The following is a 16,765-nucleotide window of genomic DNA, read 5'->3' as shown; positions in this document are numbered from 1 at the left end:
TGCCTAAACTTGCTCCAGGTCATATTGCTTGAGTTTGCGGTACAAGGTGCGCTCGGAAATGCCCAGGTCGTGGGCGGCGTACTTGCGCTTGTTGTGGTGCTTGCGCAGGGCCTTGAGGATCATCTCCTTCTCCTTAACGTCGAGTGAGAGGGTTTCTTCTTCGGTTTCGTGCGAAATGTCTTCCACCGGCTGCACCTCGTCGTCGTAGTCGTCGGCCTCGGCGTGTAAAACCGGGCTGGCCGGGGCCCCCAGGAAGTACTCGGCCGCCGGGGCTCCGTCGAACCCGTTGGCGGCCCCGGGGGCCCCCGGGGCAAACAGGTGGCTGTTCTGGCGCAGCAGCTCCTGGGTTTCGTGGGGGCGCTGGCCGGCAGCCAGTTCCAGCACCAGCTTCTTAAGGTCGGTCATGTCGCGGCGCATGTCGAACAGAATCTTGTACATCAGGTCGCGCTCCGAGTAGCCGCCGGGGCCCTCCGCCGCGCCGCCGGCGCCCAGCAGCATGGGCAGCTGGCTGGTTTGGGCGGTGGGCAGGTACTTGGCCAGCTGGCGGGCATCAAGCTCACGCTCCATTTCCAGCACCGAGATTTGCTCGGCGATGTTCTTGAGCTGGCGGATGTTGCCCGGAAACCGGAACCGCGTGAGCAGCTGCACCGCGTCGGGCGTCAGCGAAATCGGCTTCACCCGATGCTTTTCCGAAAAGTCGGCCGTGAACTTGCGGAACAGCAGGTAGATGTCCTCGCCCCGCTCGCGCAGCGGCGGCACCGTAATCGGCACCGTGCTCAGGCGGTAGTACAAGTCCTCGCGGAAGCGGCCGTTGCGCACGTTTTCCAGCAAGTTCAGGTTCGTGGCGGCCACCACGCGCACGTCGGTTTTCTGCACCTTGCTGCTGCCCACGCGGATGAACTCGCCGTTTTCGAGCACGCGCAGCAGGCGGGCCTGGGTGCCGAGCGGCATCTCCCCAATCTCGTCCAGGAAAATAGTGCCGCCGTTGGTCACCTCGAAGTAGCCCTTGCGCGCTTCGTTGGCCCCCGTAAACGAGCCCTTTTCGTGCCCAAACAGCTCCGAGTCAATCGTGCCTTCGGGGATGGCCCCGCAGTTGATGGCGATGAACTGCCCGTGCTTGCGCGGCGACAGCGCGTGGATGATCTTCGAAAACGACTCCTTGCCCGACCCGCTTTCGCCGGTGATGAGTACCGTCATGTCGGTAGGGGCCACCTGCGTGGCCACCTGAATGGCGTAGTTCAGCGCCGGCGCGTTGCCGATGATGCCGAACCGCTGCTTGATGGATTGGATTTCTTGTGAAGTCAAGGGTAGAAGATTTGGGGCCCTAGGCCGCTATTTGCAAACGTTCGCGCGGGGCCGGAATTTCGCGCCCCAGTTCTCGGGCAAAATCCATCCATTCCTGGATGATGACCACCGCGTTGGCCAAGGCCGCTTCCTGCGTGGCACCATCGGCCATACAACCGGGCAAATCCGGTACCTCCACAATGAAAGCTTGGTCTTCAGCGCTCCAGTACAATACGACCGGATAAAGGTGAGGGTCAAACATAGTCGATGGAAAGAGGGAAGAATTACAGAATGTCTAATTCAAATACCGAACGGTATTTCAACAAAATAGCACGTACTTGCTTGGCCTGGTAGGGCTTCACAACGTTGCCGTTTGCCGGCTGAATATTAATTAATTCGGGAATGCCCGCCCGGCCGAATACATGGTGGCTGCCGCGTATCCTTTATTCAAACTTCAGCGTTCCAAGCAATAAACAAAGCGCATTAAAATCTAAATCCTGGTCATGTTGGGCCGATAGCAATAACGCCAGAAACTTCTGCCGCCGGCTCATACTGCCTCGCCCAGTAGCGTGCTGGCGCTGCTGCTGTGCACCAACACATCCACGTAGTCGCCTTTCACGAAGTTTTGTCTTGGGAAGATGACGACTTGGTTCTGGCTGTTGCGGCCGCTGAGGTGCTCTTTCGAGCGTTTGGAGAAGTTCTCGACCAGTACCTTATGCACGCGGCCGATGCCGCGCTTGTTGCGCTCGGCGCTGTGAAGCTGCTGCAAATCAATGATTTCCTGGAGACGGCGCTTCTTGGTTTCGAGCGGAATGTCGTCGGCCAGCTTGCGGGCGGCGAGTGTGCCGGGGCGCTCCGAGTAAAAGAACTGGTAGGCCATGTCGTAGCGCACGAACTCCATCAGGCTCTTGGTATCCTCGTGCTCTTCCTCGGTTTCGGAGCAGAAGCCGGCAATCATGTCGGTGCTGATGGCGCAATCGTCGCCCAGGATTTCGCGGATTTTCCGCACCCGGTCCTCGTACCAGGGCCGGTCGTAGGTACGGTTCATCAGGCTGAGGACGCGTGAGTTGCCGCTTTGGGCGGGCAAGTGGATGTACTTGCAGATGTTCTCGTGGCGCGCCATCGTGTGCAGCACCTCGTCGGTAATGTCTTTGGGGTGGGAGGTGGAGAAGCGCACCCGCAACGCGGGGCTGAGCAAGGCCACGCTTTCGAGCAGCTGGGCGAAGTTCACGAACTCAGTGCCGTCGGCGCTGGTCCACTTATAGGAATCCACGTTCTGGCCCAACAGGGTCACTTCTTTGTAGCCGGCAGCCACCAAGTCGCTGGCTTCCTGGAGGATGCTGTGGGCATCGCGGCTGCGCTCGCGCCCGCGGGTGAAGGGCACCACGCAGAACGAGCACATGTTGTCGCAGCCGCGCATGATGCTGATGAAGGCCGAGACGCCGTTGGAGTTCAGGCGCACGGGCGTGATGTCGGCGTAGGTTTCCTCGCGGCTGAGCAGCACGTTCACGCCTTTTTGGCCGCCGTCGACCTGGCTGATGAGCTGGGGCAGGTCGCGGTAGGCGTCGGGGCCCACCACGAGGTCCACAATTTTTTCTTCCTCCAAGAACTTGCTTTTCAGGCGCTCGGCCATGCAGCCGAGCACGCCCACGAGCATCCCGGGCCGGCGCTTCTTGTGCGAGTTGATTTGCTTGAGGCGCATGCGCACCGTCTGCTCGGCCTTCTCGCGGATGGAGCAGGTGTTGAGCAGCACGAGGTCGGCGGTGGCCAGGTCCTCGGTTAGGTCAAAGCCCTCGTCGTAGAGGATGCTCGACACGATTTCGGAGTCCGAGAAGTTCATCTGGCAGCCGTAGCTCTCGATGTAGAGCGAGCGGGGGCGGCCCGTGCGGGTAGCGGCGCTCACGCGCACCTCGCCGCTGGGGGCGTGCTCGGCGGCCGCGGCTTTGTCTAAAAAATCGAGGGTCAGCAGGGGTTGGGACATGGGAAAGGCCGCTTTTCGGCGGGCCGCAAAGATACGGCTTCCCATTGGAAAATGACAGAATGGCAGGGGCTGCGCATTGCTTTACCCGGCCGCGACACTTGTCCCCAGCGCTTCCAGCAGGCCCTGGGCCTTGAGCAGGCACTCGGCGTACTCCTGCTCCGCGTCGGAATCGTAGGTGATGGCTGAGCCGACCTGGAAGCTGAGGTAGCCGGTGTCGGCGCGGTACTGGAGGCTGCGAATCACCACGTTAAAGTCGAAGTCGCCGCCGGGGCCCACCCAGCCGATGCTGCCGCTGTAGAGGCCGCGCCGGCTGCGCTCGTAGCCCTCGATGAGCTGCAGGGCGCGCACCTTGGGGGCTCCGGTCATAGAGCCCATCGGGAAGGTGGCGCGCAGGATTTCGGGCAATTCCACGCCTGGTCGCAGGGTGGCCTCCACGGTCGAAATCATCTGCCACACGTGGCGAAAGGGGTAAAGGCCAAAGAGTTCGGGCACGCGCACCGAGCCGGTTTCGGCCACGCGGGCCAAGTCGTTGCGCACCAGGTCCACGATCATCAAATTTTCGGCGCGTTCTTTTTCGTCGGCCAGCAAGGCTTGGCGCTGCTGCGCGTCGTCGGCCGGCGTGGAGCCCCGGCGGCGGGTGCCTTTGATGGGTTGGGAGAGGACGGTGGGGCCCCGGCGCGCCAAAAACCGCTCGGGCGACGCGCAGAGTAAGTAATGGTCGTGCCAGCGTAGGAAGCTCGCGAATGGTGCCGGCGAGGCCTCGTTGAGCCGCCAGAAAAGCGCCGTAGGGTTCAGCTGCACGTTTTCGGCGTAAAACTCCTGGCACAGGTTCAACTCGTACACCTCACCGTTGAGGATGTCTTCGCGCACGGCCGCCACGGCGCGCAGGTAATCAGCCTTGGGCAGGCGCGGACGCAGGACCGGTACCCGCGGCGGGGCCCCGGCCGGTAGCGCCGTGGCCAGAATTTCGGCCAGTATTCCTGCCCTAATGCCGTGAATCTCCACGGTTTCGGCCTGCCAAACGAGCCAGGTGGCGGGCGTGAAGAAGTGCAGCAGCGGCCACTCCAGGGCCGCGTGGTTTTCGCTGGACAACGCCTCAATCTCGTTTTTAAGGTCGTAGGTAAGGAAGCCGCAGCGCGGGGCCCCCGCCGCCGGCTGGGACAAATAATCTTCCAGCCCGGCCAACGAGCCCGGGGCCATCGGCGCCGCGTCGGCCACGGCCAGCAGCCGGCCGAAGGGCCCCCGAGGGTAAGCTAGCTGGTCGTTGTGCTCAAAATAGGCGCAGTGCCGAAACTGCGCCGCCCACTGCAAGGCCCGCCGCCGGAACTCATCGGGCTCGATGGACAGATTGGCTAGTGGAACGACAAGGAACTGACTCACAGTAATTTATCGAGAAGATATGTTCCTGAATTGGAAAAAAAGTAAAATGTTATGCAGCGCGCAGCGAAGCATTTTTGTCGCGTAACGCGTCCAGATTACTGGCGCTGAAAAGATGCTTTGCTGCGCGCTGCATGACGTCTTTTTTTGTGCGGCCTTGATTCAGGAATAAGTCCAGAAGCTACAACCCGCGCAGGGCCAGCTTGGCCTTGGCATCGGTGCTGTTTTTGTACTCGTGTGCGGGCGAGCGCAGGGCTTGCTCGAAGTACGCCTTGGCCTGGGGGCGTTGGCCGGCGGCGCGGGCCAAGTAGCCCAACTCCAGCGCGGCTTGGGGCCCGAAATAGTAGGTGTTTTCGCCCGCTTGGGTGGAAATGGCCAGGGTTTGGGCGTAGGCCAGGCGGGCCGAATCGGGGCGGCCCAGGCCTTGGTAGGCGCGGGCGTAGCGGTAGGGCCCCTCCAGCCGGTCGCGCAGGAGCGTAGCGGCCGTGGGCCGGAAGGCGCGCAGGGTGGCCAGCGCCAGCCGGTAGTAGCCGCCGTCGAGCTGCAAGCGGGCGCGGGTCAGGACGGGGCTGAGGTTCTGGGCGTTGTGGTAAAAGCGCTGGGCGTAGGCGTCTTCCTCCACCGTGGTGGGGCCCGCTAGGTTGATTTGCTGGCGGTAGCGCGCTACCGCCGCTGCCGGCTGCCCCCCCAGCCACGCCGCCAGGTAGAGCTTAAAGGCAGCGTCCTTGCGGTAATTTTGGCCCCGGTATTCGCGCAAGAATTGCAGGTTTTCGCGCTCCGAACCGGCATAATCGGCTTGGTAGAGCAGCAAATCGCCGGCCAGGTGGTGCAGGTAGGCGAAGGGCAGGTAGGCCGGGCCGGTGGGCCGGGTGCGGTAGGCGGCCAGGGCGGCGGCCGTCTGGTGCTGGCGCTTGAGCACGGCGGTGGCCACGTAGGCAAAGAGCAGGTTATCGGGCTGTTGGGCGGGCAACAGGGCCGCCAGGCGCAGGGCCTCGGCGGGCTGCTTGAAGTACGTTTCGCGGATGAGGGCCCGGAACAGCTGGCTCTCGGCCTGGAAGGCGTGGGGCTGGTCGGCGGCCTGGTTAAGGTTGGCGAGGCCGGCGTCCACGTCGCCGGGCAGGCCCAGCAGGCGCAGCAGCAAGTGGTAGCCCTGGGGCAGCGTGCCGATGGCGAACTGCCCCAGGCCCAACGTAGTGCGGGCGGGCACAAAGCCCGGGTACTGCCGCGCCAGGGCCTGCGCCTGCTGGTAGGCCCGGCGCAACTGCCAAGCCCCCTTCACTTCGTGCCCGAAGCCCACGTGCTCCAGCCCCAAATGCAGCCGGATCTCGGCCCGGGTGTAGTCGCGCCAGGGCCCCGCGGGGGCCTCGTCCAGGGCGTCGAGCCGGGCCTGCTGGCCGGGCACCAGCTGCGTGTAGCGGGCGGCGTCCTGGGTGGCCAGCAGCTCCACAAAGTCGGCGCAGTCGGCCACCAGCAGGGGGGCGGGGGCCCCGGGCGCGCGGGCCAGCTCGGGAGCCAGCAGCTGCCGGGCGGCGCCCAGGCGCAGCTTCAGCACCTCGGCGTAGGCGCGCTGGCTGCTGGGTGGCAGCTGGTTATCGGCCGCCGGTGCGGCCGTCGCTATAGGGGTGGGACCCGCCGCTTCGCCGGTGGTGGGGCCCTGCGGCGCCAAGGCCAGCGGTAGCCACAGGCCCAGCAGGGCCCCCCGCCACTGGGGAGCCGGCCAAAAAGTGCGGAGAATGTGCCTGCGGGGTAAACGGAACATGGAATGGCCAATCAACAAAAAAGGAACGGCGCGGGGCCGTTCCTTTTCCTTCTTTCTTCCGAGCGGGCCCCCCAGGGCCCGGTTCAGACAAACTAAACGTTGGCGGTAGCGCGGCCTTCCACGTCGGCCAGAATGCGGCCGCAGTGCTCGCACACGATGATTTTCTTGTGCGAAATGATGTCGGCTTGGCGCTGGGGCGGCACCGTGTTGAAGCAGCCGCCGCAGGCGTCGCGGCGCACCAGCACCACGGCCAAGCCGTTGCGCACGTTGCCGCGGATGCGGGTGTAGGCCGTCAGCAGGCGGGGCTCCACCGGGGCGGTGGCTTCCTCGCGCTGGGCCAGAATGCCGCGCTCTTCCTCTTCGTTTTCGGCGATGATGGTGTCCAGCTCGCCCTTTTTGGTGTCAAGGTCCTTGCGGCGCTCGTCGAGCTTGCTCTTGGTACCGGAGATTTCGGCGTTTTTCACGTCGATCTGGTACTGCGATTCCTTGATTTTCTTGTCTGAAATCTGGATTTCGAGGCGTTGCAGCTCCATTTCCTTGGCAATGGCTTCGAACTCGCGGTTGTTACGCACGTTCTGCTGCTGCTCGTCGTACTTCTTGATGAGCGTTTCGGCGTCTTTGCTGGCTTGTTTGCGGCTCTTGATGAAGTCGTTGAGTCCTTGGATGTCCTCGTCGAATTTCTTCACGCGCACTTCGTAGCCGGCAATCTCGTCTTCGAGGTCGCGCACTTCCTCGGGCAGGTCGCCGCGCACGCGCCGGATTTCATCCAGCTGGGAATCAAGGCGCTGCAAAGCGAGCAGGGCTTCCAGCTTGGTGGCTACGGGAACATCGGCGTGGGCCAGGGCGGCAGCTTTAGCAGTCATAGTGAACGGGATTCGTAGGAGTCTCAGCGAATAAGACCGCAAAAGTACGCCCAAAACCGGCCAGGAGCAAATCGCGGAACACCTCGCCCGTGAACTGCTCGCTCTCGAAATGGCCCACGTCGCAGAGCATGAGCCGTCCCTCGGCCCCAAAAAACTCGTGGTACTTCACGTCGCCGGTCACGTAGGCGTCGGCCCCCGCCGCCCGCGCCGCCCCGATGAGGAACGCGCCCGCCCCGCCGCACAGCGCCACGGTTTTTATCTCCCGCTCGAACGCCGTGAAGCGCACCACCGGCACGCGCAGCTGCTCCTTGAGCAGGGCCCGAAAGGCAGCCGGCGCCAGGGGCCCCGGTAGCTCGCCCACCAGGCCAGCGCCCACGTCCTGGTGCGTGTTTTCGAGTTTAACTACCTCGTAAGCAACTTCTTCGTAGGGGTGGGCCTGGCGCAGGGCCCCCAGCACGGCGGCCTGGCGGTGCAGCGGCAGCAGCACTTCGAGGCGGGTTTCGGGCACGGTTTCGGGACGGTTTTCCTGGCCGATGGCCGGCTGGGTGCCCGCGCCGGGCGTGAAGGTGCCCAGGCCATCGGCGCGGAAGCTGCACGCCGCGTACTGGCCCACCTGGCCCGCGCCGGCGGCGTACAGGGCCCCCAGCACGCGGCTGGCTAGGTCGGCGGCCTGGTCTTCGGGCCGGTTGGGCACGTAGGTGGTGAGGCGGGCCAGCCGGCCGTTCTGCGGGGCCAGGGTGCGGGGGTGCGTGAGGCCGAGCTTCTCGGCCAGCTTGTCGTTCACGCCGCCGCGCACGTTGTCGAGGTTGGTGTGGGCGGCGTAGATGGCCACGTCGTTTTTCAGCGCGGCCATGATGGTTTGCTCTACCTCGTTGGCCCCGGTGAGGCGCTGGAGGGGGCGGAAAATGACCGGGTGGTGGGCCACCACCACGTTGCAGCCGCGGCGCACGGCCTCGGCCACCACGGCGGGCGTGCAGTCGAGCGTGATGAGCACGCCCGTAATCTCAGCCTGCGGGTCGCCGCACTGCAGGCCGGCGTTGTCGTAGCTTTCCTGGTAGGCGAGGGGCGCGGCGGCTTCGAGCAGTTGGGCCAGGGCTTGAACGGTGGGCATCGAGGTCAGTTATCAGTTGGTAGTTAATCAGTTGTCGACTGCTTGGGGTTGGCTGGACTTAAGCACTCGCCCAGCGCCTCCACGTAGCGGGCCACGTTGGCAGCCAGGTCGCGGCGGTGGTACTGCATGAGGTAGCGCGGATGGTCGAGGACGATGATCTTCTCGAACAAGCCCAAATCGTCGTTCAACCGGTTGAAGAAGATGGCGTTGCGCTTGCCCAAGCTCACGGCCACGTCGGTGCGCAGGCCGAGGCCGGCCACCTGCTGGCGCAACGATAGCTGCATGTCGGGCCACAGGGACTTGGTGAGGGCGGGCGCGTCGTAATAGTTGTAGTTCAAGCCGTTGCGCAGCAATACTAGTGGATACACAGAGCCTAGGTAGAAGTGCTGGTAGAATGCTGCGGGGCCCCCGAGTGCCGCTACTACTTGGTACACAAACTGGCTAGAGATTTCGGGCCGCTGCCGGGGCAGGCCGTGGGCAATGCCGCAAAACTCGGCCAGGGCCCCCGGGTCGGTGAAGGCCACGCCGGTGCGGCCCATGCCCAGCCGGCCGGGGTTGATGCCCAGCACGGCCACCCGGGGCTGGTTGTCGGCGTAAAACTTGTGCGCAAACTGGCTGAGCAAATCGTACACCGCCGGCTCGCGGAACGGGCTCAGGGCCTCCACGCCGGCGGGCAACTCCGCAGGCAGGGGAAACGTGCGCAGGAAGTGCAGCAGGCGGCTAGCGAAAGTGGGCATGGGGCAAAATACGGGCGAAATCAGCGCAGCGGCAGCACCACGGCCACCGCGCCGGGGCCCAGGCGCACGCGGCTCAGCAGCGGGTACAGGGCCTGGCCGTGCCGGTGGTGGGTGGCGAATTGGAACCCGTCGAACAGCAGCAAAAAGCCACCTTGCAGGAGCAGCGACTGCCCGTAGCCACGCCAGCGGTTGGGGTTGTCGGTGGCGGGGTTGCGGCTCTTTTCCAGGAAGTACGCGCCGGTGGCCAAGTAGGCCACGTCGAGGCCGGCGTTGAAGAGGTAGAGGTTTTCGGTGCGCAGCTGGGCACGCACGGCGCCGGGGCGGTTGGTGGGGGCCCCGGGGGCGCGGGCCGCGCGGCGGGCGTCCAGCAAGCCGGCCCCGGCCAGCGCCAGGTTCACGGCGCCCCAACCGAGGTTCATTTGGTGGAAGTAGTGGGCCGAGCCGTCGGTTTGGCCCGTGGCAATGCCGCCGACCAGCAAGTTGCCCGCCGCCCAGCCGCCCAGCACGAGTAAGCCGCGCTGATCGAGGCGGCGGCGCTCGGCGTCAAACTCGTGCAGGGGCCCCGCCGGGGGCGGCAGGGCAGCGGGTCGCAGCGGGTCGGCGGCGGTTGTTTGGGCGGCGGCGGGCCGGGCGGCCAGGGGCCCCAGCAGGGCCAGTAAGTACAAGGGGAAACGCATGGTGAGGGCCCACGGTGGGCAAAGGCGCTGCAAGCAACCACGCGGCCGCCAATTTGTGCGGGCGGGCCGGCGGCGGCCGTACTTTTGCGGGCCGTTGCTTTGGCACATTGCCCCCGTATGCCCGCTGGATTCGCTTTTCTGTTGCTGCCGTTTTCCTGGCTCTACGCGGGCGTGCTGGCCGTTCGCAACTGGCTGTACGACCGGGGCTGGAAGCATTCGGCGGCCTTTGCCGTGCCGCTGGTGGGCGTGGGCAACCTGCGGGTGGGCGGCACTGGCAAAACGCCCCACGTCATCTGGCTACTCGAGGAGCTGTTGCGCCAGGGCCACCGCCCGGCCGTGCTCAGCCGCGGCTACGGCCGCCGCACCCGGGGGCCCCGCCTGGCCGGGCCCCTCGATTCGGCGGCCACGGTGGGCGACGAGCCGTGGCAGTACTTTGAGCAGTTTGGGCCCCGGGGCGTGCCCGTGGCCGTGGCCGAAGCCCGCCGCCTGGGCGTGGCGCTGCTGCTGCAAACGCACCCGGAAACCACCGTCGTCGTGCTCGACGATGCCTACCAGCACCGCGCCGTGCGCCCCGCCCTGAACGTGCTGCTCACTGAGTGGGCCCGCCCGTTCTACGCTGACCACGTGCTGCCCGCCGGCCGCCTGCGCGAAAGCCGCGCCGGGGCCCGCCGCGCCGACGTCATCATCGCCACCAAGTGCCCGCCCAGGGCCCCCGTGGCCGCCCGTGCCGCCGTGGCCCGGTGCATCGGGCGCTACGCCCGGCCCGGGGCCCCGGTGTTGTTTTCGAGCTACGAATACGGCCCGCCGCAGGCCCTGGCGGAAGCCGCTGGGCCGCCCGCACTGGGCGGTTCGGCGCTGCTGCTCACCGGCATTGCGCAGCCGGGGCCCCTGCGCCAGCACCTCGAAGGCCTGGGCTACGAAATAGCCTTCCACGCCAATTTTCCCGACCACCACGCCTTCGTGTCCGCCGACCTGGCAGCGCTGCGGGCGCACTGGCGGCCCGGCTGGCCTATTTTTACCACCACCAAGGACGCCGCCCGGCTGGCCGACCCCGCGCTGGCGGCCGCGCTGGCCGGCTTGCCCCTCTATACCATGGCGGTGCGGGCGGCGTTGGGGCCCCACGACGCGGCCTTGCTGCGTGCGCGGCTGCCCGCGCCGCCGGGGCCCCGCGCCGCCTGAAGCCCCGCGCCGTCACTCGTTTTTTCGCCCTGCCCGGCCTTGCGCCGCTTAGCTTTTGCCCGTTTGCGCTACTTCCTTTTCTTTCTGCATTTGCTGAGCCGCGGCCGGCGCGGCTGGCCCGCCGGGGCCCTGGTGCTGGCCGGGATGCTGCTGGGGGCCCCAGCGGCCCACGCTCAAGTCGTCGACGACTCGACCACGGTGCTGTACGGGCCCAAAACCACCCGCGTCATCTACGAAGCTGAGGTGCTGCACGACTCCACGGCCGGCACGCCCGTCGACACCAGCCTGGTGAAGCTGCCGCAAATTCGGTTTTGGATGCACGATTCCACGTTTCAGCAGGACTTGGGCACGGTGGGCTCGGCCTCGCGGCCGCTGCTCTACCAGCCCAACTACCAGCTGGGGGCCCGGCTGGGGCGCAACGTGTTCGACAAGTACGCCCGCGAAAGCAGCGACATTCCGTACTACGACAGCCGCTCGCCGTACTCGTTTTTCCGGATTTTGCAGTCCACCTCGGGCGAGCAGGTGTTTGAAATCAGCTACAGCCGCAGCCTGAAAAAGAACTTCAGCGTGGGGGCCGCCTACGAGCGCATCGCGTCGAATAAAATCCTCGGCACCACGTCGGGGGCCGTGGGTGGGGTGGGCCTGGTGGAGCACAGCAACCTGCTTTTTTTACCCGCTACCAGTCCGAAAACGGCCGCTACCGCCTGCTGGCCAACATAAGCACCAGCCGCCACCGCGCCGTGGAGCAGGGCGGCGTGTGGCCGCGCGACACGGAAACCAAAACCGATGCGGCGAACTACCCCGGCAACCTGTTCAACTACTCCAGTGAGCGAGTGTACCTCACGCAGGCCCAAAACACCGAGAACCGCGACCAGCTGCACGCCTTTCAGAGCTACCGGCTGCTGGGCCGGGGCCTGACGGCCTACCACGTGCTCGACTTTAAGCACCAGTACAACAACTATTCCGACGGGGCCATTCCGTACGATGCTAGCGGCAAGCTGCTATTTTACCCTGGCGTTGGCCTCGGCGCGGCCGATACTACTTACCGAACTCGTACCGTTACTCTCGACCGGGTTGATTATAAGCAAGTGGAGAACACTTTCGGGTTGCTAGGTCACACCAACGCGCTGGGTAACACCGCCGTGGAATACCGGGTGTATGGGCGGCTGCGCAACGCCTCACTGGTAGCATTTTCCGACAAGCCTTACATCATTCAACCCACCACGCCGAGCGGGATTCCCACGGCCGCTACCACGTTGCAGCAGGTGCAAAACCGTACCTACAACGAAGGATTCGTGGGGGGGACGGCCGCCTTCAACTACCGCACTGTCTACGCGGTGGAAGTGGCCGGCGAACTCAAATTCCCTAAGTTAAGCCTACTCACTGATAAGCCCCTGACGGCCATCCGAAACAGCGAATACTGGCTACGCGGCACGGTGCGCACGGGGCCCCTGTCGGGCGAGGTATTGCTTGCCTCGTACTCGCCCACGCTCACTCAGCGCGAGTTTAGTGGCAACCATTATAAGTGGAAAAACGTGGACGGCAACGGCGACTATGAGTTTAAAAACACGTCGACCCAGCAGTTTACGGGTCGGCTGCGGCAGGCGCTGCCGGGCTTCGCCGACCACCTGTTCGAGGCCAGCGTGTCGTTGGTGAACTTAGTCAATTACGTGTACTACGATACGACTGGGGTACCCAGGCAGCTCTCCACCACCAAGCAACTGCTCATTGGCTCGGCGCGGCACCGGGTGCGCTTCGGGCGGTTCGGGTTTGACAACCAAGGCACGTACACCAAAGGGGCGGGGAACGAAGGCGCTGGACTGCGCATTCCGGCCCTCGTCACCGAGTCGCGGGTGTACTACCAGAGCTACATTTTTGGCAAAGCCATGTTCACGCAAGTGGGCCTGGAGTTCTACTATCAATCCCGGTTTAAGGGCTACAATTACAGCCCCAGCACGCAGCAGTTCTACTTGCAGGACGATTTTACCATCCGCAACTACGGCGTGGCCAGCGCCTTCTTCGCGGCCGACATCAAAACGGTATCGGTATTTTTGAAAGTGCCGTACCTCAACCAAGGCATCGATGGGCACGCCGGCTATTTCGCCTCGCCGTTTTACCCCGCATACCCGCGCCGCCTCCAGTTTGGGCTGAACTGGAAGTTCTTTAATTAAATCGCTGATTAAACTGATTAACCGTGATTTCGCTAATTATAAATTCCTGCTGTCAGCGAATTAAACTAACGGTTAATCAATTAGAGTTAATCAACAAAAAAAATCAGCGAAATCACGGTTAATCAGTTTAATCAGCGATGAAGACAATATTAAAACTTAAGCTGAACACCGACCCGCGGTGGGTGGACATTGCCAGCAAAAACATTGAGGACATCCTCGTCGACCACGCCTGGTGCGAGCAGAAAGCCGCCAGCACTGGCATCAGCATGATCATCCACTACCCCGAAAAAACCCGGCTGGTGGACGAGCTGACGCTGCTCGTGGCCGAGGAGTGGGGCCACTTCGAGCGCGTGCTCGACGAGCTGCGCAAGCGCGGCTTCGCCCTGGGCCGCCCGCGCCGCGACGAGTACGTGGTGCAACTGCTGGCCCACGTGCGCAAGGGTGGGGCCCGCGAGCGCCAGCTCCTGGACCAGCTCCTCGTGTCGGCCCTCATCGAGGCGCGCAGCTGCGAGCGGTTCAAGCTACTCTGGAAGCACATTCCCGACCCTGACCTGAGCCAGTTCTACTACGAGCTAATGGTGTCGGAAGCCGGCCATTTCGTGAGCTACGTTGACCTGGCCAAAGAATACTGCGCCGACTACGACGTGGACGCCCGCTTGCAGGAACTGCTCAAGATTGAGGGCGACATCGTGACAAACCTGCCCGTGCGCAACGACCGCATGCATTAAGCGCCGGGTTTCGCCGAGTTTAAAAAGTAAGTCTCGCCAAGTAGTGCACGTACACTACTTGGCGAGACTTACTTTTTAAACTCGGCGAAACCCGGCGCGCCGACTATTCCGCGGCGGGCAGAATCGTGCCGCTCACCTCACCGAAGCCGATGCGCACGCCGTCGGCCTCGGCGTAGGCGCGCAGCGTTACGGTGTCGCCGTCGAGCAGGAAAGCGCGGGTGGTGCCGTCGGCCAGGGGCACGGGTTGGGTGCCACGGGCGGCGAGCTCCAGCAGCGAGCCAAAGGCGCCGGGGTCGGAAATGGTGCCCGAGGCGCACACGTCGCCCACTTCCAGGTTGCAGCCGTTGGAGGTGTGGTGGGCCAGCTGCTGGGCCATGCTCCAGTACAGGCCCTGGAAAGTGGGGCGGGCCAGCACCGTTTCGGGGCCCCCGGCGGGCGCCAGGGCGGCCTCTAGCTGAATGGCAAAGTGGTGGTCGCCCGTGGTTTGCAGGTAGGGCAGGGGCGTGGGCTCCTGCGCCGGCCCGGCGGTGCGGAAAGGCTCCAGCGCGTCGAGCGTGACCACCCAGGGCCCCAGGCTGCTGCCGAAGTTCTTGCCCAGAAAGGGCCCTAGCGGCGCGTATTCCCAGCTCTGCACGTCGCGGGCGCTCCAGTCGTTGAATAGGCACAGACCAAAAATGTGGCTCTCGGCCTGCTCAGCGGGTACGGGCGTGCCCAGGGTCGAAGCGGTGCCCACGATAAAGGCCATTTCCAACTCGAAATCGAGCTGCTGGCTGGGACCGAAAGTGGGCGCGTCGGCGCCGGGTGCCAGCACCTGGCCCTGGGGCCGCCGGATGGGTGTGCCGCTGGCCACAATGCTGCTGGCGCGGCCGTGGTAGGCCACCGGCAGGTGCCGCCAGTTGGGCAGCAAGGGGTTTTCGGGGCCCCGGAATAGGGTGCCCACGTTGACGGCGTGCGTCAGGCTGCTGTAAAAATCAGTGTAGTTGGCGGGCTTCACGGGGCGCAGCATCGCCACGTCGCGCTGGCGCACCAAGGCGGCGCGGGCGGCCTCGGGGTGGTCGCGCAGGTCGGCGTTGTCGTGGCGCAGCAGCTCGCTCACGCGCTGGCGCACGGCTCGCCACGCCGGCCGGCCCAGGCGCAAAAAGCCGTTCAGCGAGCGGCGGCGAAACACTCGCGGTTGGGCGGCGCCCAGTTCGGTGAGGTCGTCGAAAAAGCCGAAGGTGCTGAGCACGTACAAGTCCAGCACGTAGTCGCCGATGGCCACGGCCAGCCGGGGGCCCCGCTCGTCGGTTTCGAACACGCCGAACGGCAGGTTTTGGATGGGAAAATCGTGCTGGAACGGAATGTCAATCCAGGCACGCAGGCCGGGGGCGTTCAGGGCGGAAGCGGACATGCAAAGGGGGTAAGCCCCTACAAACGAATACCCCGAGTTCGGGTTGCGGAAGCCGCGCGCTTGGCGTGGCGTCTGCAACCCGAACTCGGGAGATTCGTTTGATAGATAGGGTTTTACTTGGCCTCTACGGACGTGATTTCGGGGACGGCTTTGCGCACGGAATCTTCGAGGCCGGCGCGCGTCATCGGCGACATAGGGCAGGCCCCGCAGGCCCCTTCCCATTCGAGTTGGAGCACGCCTTCAGCAGTGATGTTGGCCACGCGCACGTTGCCGCCGTCGGTGGCCAGGTAAGGGCGCAAATCGTCCAGGGCGGCTTCGATGCGGGGCAGCAGGGGATGGTCGAGGAGCATTTTCTTGGGGTTAAATCGGACTACCGCTGCATTTCTACAACGGTGGTTTTGGGTGCAATGTTATTGCGAATGCTTACTTGCCGGGCCACGGCTTCGGCCAGGTTGGCAAAGGCCTGGCCCACGGCCGACGTGGGGTCGAGCACGGCGGGGCGGCCCTGGTCGCCGTCCTCGCGGATGCTTTGCACCAGCGGCAGCTGGCCCAGCAGGGGCACGTCGTGCAGCTTGGCCAGGCGCTGGCCGCCGTTTTCGCCGAAGATAAAGTATTTATTGTTGGGTAGCTCGTCCGGCGTGAACCAAGCCATGTTTTCGACGATGCCCAGCACGGGCACGTTGATTTGGGGCTGGCGGAACATCTGGAGGCCCTTCTGGGCGTCGGCCAGGGCCACGCGCTGCGGCGTAGTCACGATGACGGCCCCGGTCACGGGCACCGACTGCACCAGCGTGAGGTGAATGTCGGAGGTGCCGGGCGGCAGATCGAGCAGCAGGTAGTCCAGCTCGCCCCACTCCACTTCCGTGATGAACTGCTTGAGCGCCGATGAGGCCATGGGGCCCCGCCACACGATGGCGCTTTCGGCCGGGGCCAGGAAGCCGATGCTCATGAGCTTCACGTCGTAGCGCTCGATGGGTTGGATGAGGTTCTTGCCGTTGGGGCCCTGGAACACGTGGGGCTTGGAATCTTCCACCCCGAACATCAGCGGCATGCTGGGGCCCGAAATGTCGGCGTCAATCAAGCCCACCTTGGCACCCGAGGCGGCCAGCGCCACCGCCAAGTTGGCCGTGACGGTGCTTTTGCCCACGCCGCCCTTGCCCGAGGCAATGGCGATGATGTTCTTCACGCCGGGCAGCAGCTCGTTGTTGTTGCGCAGCGTGGTCACGCGCGAGGTCATGGTAATCACCACGTTGGCGTCCTTGTCCACCATCGTGTGGATGGCCCGCTCGCAGGCGTCGTGGATGAGCTGCTTGAGGGGGCAGGCCGGCGTGGTCAGCACCACGGTAAAGGCTACGGTGAGGCCGTCAATGTGCACGTCCTCAATCATTTTGAGGGTCACCAGGTCCTGGCCCAGGTCGGGCTCCTCCACGTAGCTCAGGGCCTTAAAAACGGCTTCTTCGGTTATCGGCATCTTGGGTGCGGCGCCCGTTGGGGGCGCACTGCAAAGA

Annotated in this window: 16 protein-coding genes; 4 read left to right on the top strand and 12 right to left on the bottom strand. The window is 64.6% G+C overall.

Translation table 11 applies throughout. The features are described from left to right. Positions 1-3 precede the first annotated feature (3 nt). From AXW84_RS11035 to AXW84_RS10995, 9 genes are all read right to left on the bottom strand, one after another. Entirely contained in the window at positions 4-1,305 is a 1,302-nt protein-coding gene (locus AXW84_RS11035) for a sigma-54 interaction domain-containing protein (RefSeq protein ID WP_068232760.1), read from the bottom strand. Between the two features lie 19 nt (positions 1,306-1,324). Then, a complete protein-coding gene (locus AXW84_RS11030; protein ID WP_068232758.1) occupies positions 1,325-1,546 on the bottom strand; it encodes a type II toxin-antitoxin system HicB family antitoxin in 222 nt (73 codons plus the stop codon). A 285-nt stretch (positions 1,547-1,831) separates the two neighbouring features. Continuing rightward, positions 1,832-3,265 (bottom strand): tRNA (N6-isopentenyl adenosine(37)-C2)-methylthiotransferase MiaB, encoded by a 1,434-nt coding sequence (gene miaB, locus AXW84_RS11025; protein ID WP_068232754.1) that lies wholly within the window; start codon positions 3,263-3,265, stop codon positions 1,832-1,834. 81 nt (positions 3,266-3,346) lie between these two features. Further along, positions 3,347-4,645 carry an anthranilate synthase component I family protein gene (locus AXW84_RS11020; protein ID WP_071891207.1) on the bottom strand — a complete coding sequence of 433 codons (1,299 nt, stop codon included), beginning with the start codon at positions 4,643-4,645 and terminating at the stop codon, positions 3,347-3,349. 178 nt (positions 4,646-4,823) lie between these two features. Beyond that, positions 4,824-6,401, bottom strand: coding sequence for a tetratricopeptide repeat protein (locus AXW84_RS11015; protein WP_068232750.1), 1,578 nt, complete (start codon positions 6,399-6,401; stop codon positions 4,824-4,826). A 92-nt stretch (positions 6,402-6,493) separates the two neighbouring features. Next, complete coding sequence (locus tag AXW84_RS11010) at positions 6,494-7,264, bottom strand: zinc ribbon domain-containing protein (RefSeq protein WP_068232747.1); 771 nt, start codon at positions 7,262-7,264, stop codon at positions 6,494-6,496. After that, complete coding sequence (locus AXW84_RS11005; RefSeq protein ID WP_068232744.1) at positions 7,254-8,375, bottom strand: Nif3-like dinuclear metal center hexameric protein; 1,122 nt, start codon at positions 8,373-8,375, stop codon at positions 7,254-7,256. The genes AXW84_RS11010 and AXW84_RS11005 overlap by 11 nt, the downstream gene beginning before the upstream one ends. Positions 8,376-8,398: 23 nt before the next feature. Beyond that, on the bottom strand, positions 8,399-9,112 hold the full coding sequence (locus tag AXW84_RS11000) for a uracil-DNA glycosylase family protein (RefSeq protein ID WP_068232741.1): 714 nt from the start codon (positions 9,110-9,112) through the stop codon (positions 8,399-8,401). 20 nt (positions 9,113-9,132) lie between these two features. After that, on the bottom strand, positions 9,133-9,789 hold the full coding sequence (locus tag AXW84_RS10995) for a DUF6992 family protein (RefSeq protein WP_068232737.1): 657 nt from the start codon (positions 9,787-9,789) through the stop codon (positions 9,133-9,135). Between the two features lie 117 nt (positions 9,790-9,906). On the opposite strand from AXW84_RS10995, the gene lpxK reads away from it, so the two are divergent. The 4 genes from lpxK to AXW84_RS10975 all read left to right on the top strand — a co-directional run bounded on the left by lpxK (position 9,907) and on the right by AXW84_RS10975 (position 13,867). After that, the gene (gene lpxK / locus AXW84_RS10990) at positions 9,907-10,968 is read left to right on the top strand and encodes a tetraacyldisaccharide 4'-kinase (protein WP_068232735.1); all 1,062 of its coding nucleotides are present in this window, start codon (positions 9,907-9,909) and stop codon (positions 10,966-10,968) included. Between the two features lie 63 nt (positions 10,969-11,031). Beyond that, positions 11,032-11,688, top strand: coding sequence for a putative porin (locus AXW84_RS26155; protein WP_157886948.1), 657 nt, complete (start codon positions 11,032-11,034; stop codon positions 11,686-11,688). Continuing rightward, positions 11,673-13,139 carry a putative porin gene (locus tag AXW84_RS10980; RefSeq protein ID WP_082773831.1) on the top strand — a complete coding sequence of 489 codons (1,467 nt, stop codon included), beginning with the start codon at positions 11,673-11,675 and terminating at the stop codon, positions 13,137-13,139. The genes AXW84_RS26155 and AXW84_RS10980 overlap by 16 nt, the downstream gene beginning before the upstream one ends. Positions 13,140-13,276: 137 nt before the next feature. Then, positions 13,277-13,867 carry a tRNA-(ms[2]io[6]A)-hydroxylase gene (locus tag AXW84_RS10975; protein ID WP_068232725.1) on the top strand — a complete coding sequence of 197 codons (591 nt, stop codon included), beginning with the start codon at positions 13,277-13,279 and terminating at the stop codon, positions 13,865-13,867. Between the two features lie 103 nt (positions 13,868-13,970). Here the strand turns inward: AXW84_RS10975 and fahA are convergent, their stop codons facing one another. From fahA to AXW84_RS10960, 3 genes are all read right to left on the bottom strand, one after another. Next, positions 13,971-15,257 carry a fumarylacetoacetase gene (gene fahA, locus AXW84_RS10970; RefSeq protein ID WP_068232720.1) on the bottom strand — a complete coding sequence of 429 codons (1,287 nt, stop codon included), beginning with the start codon at positions 15,255-15,257 and terminating at the stop codon, positions 13,971-13,973. Positions 15,258-15,370: 113 nt separating this feature from the next. Further along, a complete protein-coding gene (locus AXW84_RS10965; protein WP_068232718.1) occupies positions 15,371-15,607 on the bottom strand; it encodes a NifU family protein in 237 nt (78 codons plus the stop codon). A gap of 20 nt (positions 15,608-15,627) precedes the next feature. Continuing rightward, positions 15,628-16,728 carry an Mrp/NBP35 family ATP-binding protein gene (locus AXW84_RS10960; RefSeq protein ID WP_068232717.1) on the bottom strand — a complete coding sequence of 367 codons (1,101 nt, stop codon included), beginning with the start codon at positions 16,726-16,728 and terminating at the stop codon, positions 15,628-15,630. Positions 16,729-16,765: the final 37 nt, after the last annotated feature.

Source organism: Hymenobacter sp. PAMC 26628 (genome assembly GCF_001562275.1).
Classification (GTDB): Bacteria; Bacteroidota; Bacteroidia; order Cytophagales; family Hymenobacteraceae; genus Hymenobacter.
Note: the sequence above shows the minus strand (reverse complement) of the source record. Positions and strands in the feature narration are given on the sequence as shown.

Bases quoted from the DNA above. Each gene is read 5' to 3' on its own strand.
- AXW84_RS10995 (WP_068232737.1), bottom strand. From the start codon at position 9,789: ATGCGTTTCCCCTTGTACTTACTGGCCCTGCTGGGGCCCCTGGCCGCC.
- AXW84_RS11015 (WP_068232750.1), bottom strand. From the start codon at position 6,401: ATGTTCCGTTTACCCCGCAGGCACATTCTCCGCACTTTTTGGCCGGCT.
- AXW84_RS11030 (WP_068232758.1), bottom strand. From the start codon at position 1,546: ATGTTTGACCCTCACCTTTATCCGGTCGTATTGTACTGGAGCGCTGAA.
- AXW84_RS10965 (WP_068232718.1), bottom strand. From the start codon at position 15,607: ATGCTCCTCGACCATCCCCTGCTGCCCCGCATCGAAGCCGCCCTGGAC.
- lpxK (WP_068232735.1), top strand. From the start codon at position 9,907: ATGCCCGCTGGATTCGCTTTTCTGTTGCTGCCGTTTTCCTGGCTCTAC.
- AXW84_RS11010 (WP_068232747.1), bottom strand. From the start codon at position 7,264: ATGACTGCTAAAGCTGCCGCCCTGGCCCACGCCGATGTTCCCGTAGCC.
- AXW84_RS10960 (WP_068232717.1), bottom strand. From the start codon at position 16,728: ATGCCGATAACCGAAGAAGCCGTTTTTAAGGCCCTGAGCTACGTGGAG.
- fahA (WP_068232720.1), bottom strand. From the start codon at position 15,257: ATGTCCGCTTCCGCCCTGAACGCCCCCGGCCTGCGTGCCTGGATTGAC.
- AXW84_RS11005 (WP_068232744.1), bottom strand. From the start codon at position 8,375: ATGCCCACCGTTCAAGCCCTGGCCCAACTGCTCGAAGCCGCCGCGCCC.
- miaB (WP_068232754.1), bottom strand. From the start codon at position 3,265: ATGTCCCAACCCCTGCTGACCCTCGATTTTTTAGACAAAGCCGCGGCC.
- AXW84_RS10975 (WP_068232725.1), top strand. From the start codon at position 13,277: ATGAAGACAATATTAAAACTTAAGCTGAACACCGACCCGCGGTGGGTG.
- AXW84_RS11000 (WP_068232741.1), bottom strand. From the start codon at position 9,112: ATGCCCACTTTCGCTAGCCGCCTGCTGCACTTCCTGCGCACGTTTCCC.